The 3555-nt window shown below is 36.9% G+C and carries 2 protein-coding genes and 1 pseudogene; 1 reads left to right on the top strand and 2 read right to left on the bottom strand.

What is annotated here, in order from left to right; all coding sequences use genetic code 11:
- Positions 1-212: 212 nt before the first annotated feature.
- Positions 213-833, bottom strand: coding sequence for a peptidase M16 family protein (locus tag AC1DPQ_RS21410; RefSeq protein ID WP_477580898.1), 621 nt, complete (start codon positions 831-833; stop codon positions 213-215).
- Positions 834-1404: 571 nt separating this feature from the next.
- Positions 1405-2241, bottom strand: coding sequence for an alpha/beta fold hydrolase (locus AC1DPQ_RS21405; RefSeq protein ID WP_477580896.1), 837 nt, complete (start codon positions 2239-2241; stop codon positions 1405-1407).
- A 159-nt stretch (positions 2242-2400) separates the two neighbouring features.
- Here AC1DPQ_RS21405 and AC1DPQ_RS21400 point away from each other — a divergent pair.
- Positions 2401-3555: pseudogene (locus AC1DPQ_RS21400) on the top strand (hypothetical protein); the annotation flags it as partial.

Below are 3555 nucleotides of genomic sequence, written 5' to 3'. Positions count from 1 at the left end.
GTGCCTGTAGAGATAAACTTATAGTAACAAGAAGTAGGAGAGTGTAGATTTTTTTCATCTGTCGTTTTTTTCAGAAACAATGATTTTATTTAAAAACGAATATATTGAATGATTCCTTGAATACAGGCGGTATAAACCTAATCTCTTGTAACATTTTGGGCATAAAAAAACCCTTTGAAATTAATCAAAGGGCCTCAAATTTAATTTTAATATTACCTTGCCACAGTTAATGCAAGTTCTTGTGTGCGGTTCCAGTTGCCGAAAGCTTTTTTAGCTGAAGCTTTGGCTGTATTTAATTCAACATCTCCGGCAATCGTTAAAAATGTTTTTTCTGGAGAAATCTGGCTGTAAAAGTTTTTAATATCTGCCAAGGTTAATGTATTAATCGAATTTTCATTTACCGTTTGGTCATAATCGTAATCCTGCAATTTTATACTGGCAATTAACTTAGCTTTAGCCGTATTAAAAGTTTTTTGGTCGAAGCTTGCATTTTGAATTACCGAGGCCATTGTTGCCAGGTCGTTCTCAAGATCTGCATTTAATGTAGCCAGCTTGCCGCTGTTATCCTTAAAGCTAATATTTGAGTTTTTACTTAGGTTTTCGTTTAACACGGCGTTTAACAGCTCCACTATGCCGTCTTTTTTGCCCTGAAAAGCCTTAGTATCTAATGTAAAGCTAGAATATGCCTTTGGCGAACGTTCGTTCTCTGAAATAATGATATTCATGCCATTCTTAAGTTTATAGCTAACAGGCTCTTTAAAGTTTTGAGCTTTCGCACTATAAACCGATAAGATACTTAATGCAGCGAATGCAATTGTTTTAATGTTGTTCATTTTATTTTTTTTATTTTTTATGGTTGATGATTTCTCTTTAGTGTATTATAAGTTTACTTCTGAATGGTTTTTTTGACTATATGTAGTCAGTGGAAAGGCAAAAATATTAGACGATTGGGGTAGTGCGCGCTTTGAAAATGGGGTATATTTTTTACAAATATATATTTTATTCATTTTGTTCATTATTTATTTGTGAAAATATTCTCCAGGTTATGCTGAGTTTTAATTGCAACGATAATCTGATCGTAATGAATCGTTTAATAGTTGATGATCATGTAATCGCCAGATATATCGTGAGCCGCCTTTTGCAGGTTGATCCGGCTTAAAAATTGATTGCTGAATGTACTTGTTTGACATAAAATGCTTTCAAACATTTATGTAATGAGTTTAGGTCGTAAACTGAGCGCGCGCCTACAGACTATTGAGGATGATGGTTTAACTTGCAGATCAATATAAGTATGGGTAAGGCTGATTACCATGATCCGCGAAAAGGATAAAAAAGAAGCAAAAGTGTTTTAAAACAATAATCGGTCTCTGCTAAAAATTTTTAGTTTATGCCGGTTGAAATTCATTAGGAGGCATACAGGTGATCAGATGCCGATTTTAAACGGATATCTTCAATAAAGTCTTTTATTTCCCTGATGGTTTCTTCTGGTTCGCTAATGTGCGGAAAATGCCCTGTGGCTTTCATTACAACCAAAAAATTCTCTGGTGTATTTTTATGGATAAATTCGCCGGCTGATAAAGGAGCCATAATATCGTTCGAACTTTGCAGGGTAAGGCTTGGCACACCGAGGTTTTTTAATTTGTCTCTATAATCGGCCTTAAAAGTTGCCATTGCAAAGGCCAGGGCCACGTTTGGGTCGGTAGCTTCAAAACATTCCTGTAAAAAGTCAGCTAATTCGGGTTTTAAGGGGGTATTCATTACTACCGGTGCCAATTGCTTGCTCCAGGCTACATAATCATCTGCTATGTGCTCAAATATAGTTTCAATATCTTCAATATTAAATCCACCTATATAATCACGATCATTTAAGTACCTCGGCGAAGGACCAATAAAAACTAATTTTTTAAATGCTTCTGGCATCTGTAATGCGGCAATCATGCCAATCATGCTGCTTACCGAGTGACCAACAAAAATAATGTTGTTTAAATCAAGCGCTTCTATAATATCGATTACATCACAGGCATATCCTTCGAGTGTAGCATATTTACGTTGGTCGTATTGGCTTAGGTCTGAATCGCCAGATCCAACATAATCAAATAGTATTACTTTGTAGTCATTGAGAAAAGCATCTGTAATAAATTTCCAAGAACTTTGCGCACAGCCAAAGCCATGGGCAAATACAATTACCTGACTACCTTCGCCAAGGATTTTAACGTTGTTTCTGATGAGAATAGGATGCAAGATATTTGGTTTAAAATTCTTACTTAAGTTAAGCAATGTTATTTATGTTTTTCTTAAAAAATAAATAATGAACACAATGCATTGCTGATTAGCGAATATTTTATGTTTTGCACTTAATTGTTATCTTGCGTTATATCTATACTAAAACGATTAAGTTGTATGAGAAACAGTATTTCTATATTATTGATAATATGCTTTTCRGCATGCTATGCGCAAAGCCAGGTAAACCTAAAATCATTTAAAACCAACGGTGCAACAGTTTCTTCCAGTCAAAAAGAACTCATGCTCACCTGGCCAGCTGGTAAAGGAACCCTAGGTAAAATGATTTTAGATCTTGATCGTACCAAACCATTGTTTAAAAGTTTGCTGTTAGGTAAGCAAGGCGCCTTAAAAGAAGTTGCTGCTCATCTTGACCCTGGATTTGTGCTGAGAATAGGTAAACGCACTTTAAGTCCAACCAGTGGGGGCTGGGATGTTTTTTTCGACCGGGTTCCAACCAGACCATATACCACAAACGTTGTAAAATTCAAAAAAGGGGCAGCCAGTGTTTCTACGAAGGGCTCGCAAACTGTGGTGCGAATAAATGGAGTTCAATGCGAAAACTTTAGCGGTGCTTTAGAAATAACACTTTACAATGGAAGCCCTTTGTTTAATGTGGCTGCAGTTGTATCAACCCCAAAAGATTCTACAGCCATTTTATACGATGCCGGATTGCTTAGCAAAAAAGATATCTGGTCTAATATCGCTTGGTCTGATGTAAAAGGAAATCTTCAGCGCGAAAAGGCAGCACAAGCAGATCCAAGTAAAAACTTGGAAGTAAAATACCGTACCGTTATCGGCGAAAATAATGGTGGAAGTTTGGCCGTTTTTCCTGCTCCGCATCAATACTTCTATCCCTTAGATGAAGCTTTTAACCTTAAATTTACCTGGAAAGGAAGCAACTATTTAAACTTAATCCCCGACTTTGGTATTGGGATCAGGCAGGATCCATTGGGCGATAAACGTTATGTGCCCTGGTTTAATGCACCACCAAATACCCAACAGCGTCTTAATTTTTTCTGTTTATTGAGCACTGGGAAGGCAGGAGCAGCATTGGATGAAGTTAAAAAGTTTACGCACAATGATACTTATGTGCCCTTGGCAGGTTATAAAACAATGGCTAGCCATTTCCATAATGAGTTTATTTCGGACGTAGTGCTGAGTGGAAAAGCCGTTCCGGAAAAGCCCGAATTTGTTGAGGTATTGAAAAAGGCGGGTTTAAATATTGTTAAGCTTGCCGAATTTCACGGACCAGGCCACCCTAAAGGACCAGAT

Source organism: Pedobacter sp. 01T416_2 (genome assembly GCF_056398925.1).
Note: the sequence above shows the minus strand (reverse complement) of the source record. Positions and strands in the feature narration are given on the sequence as shown.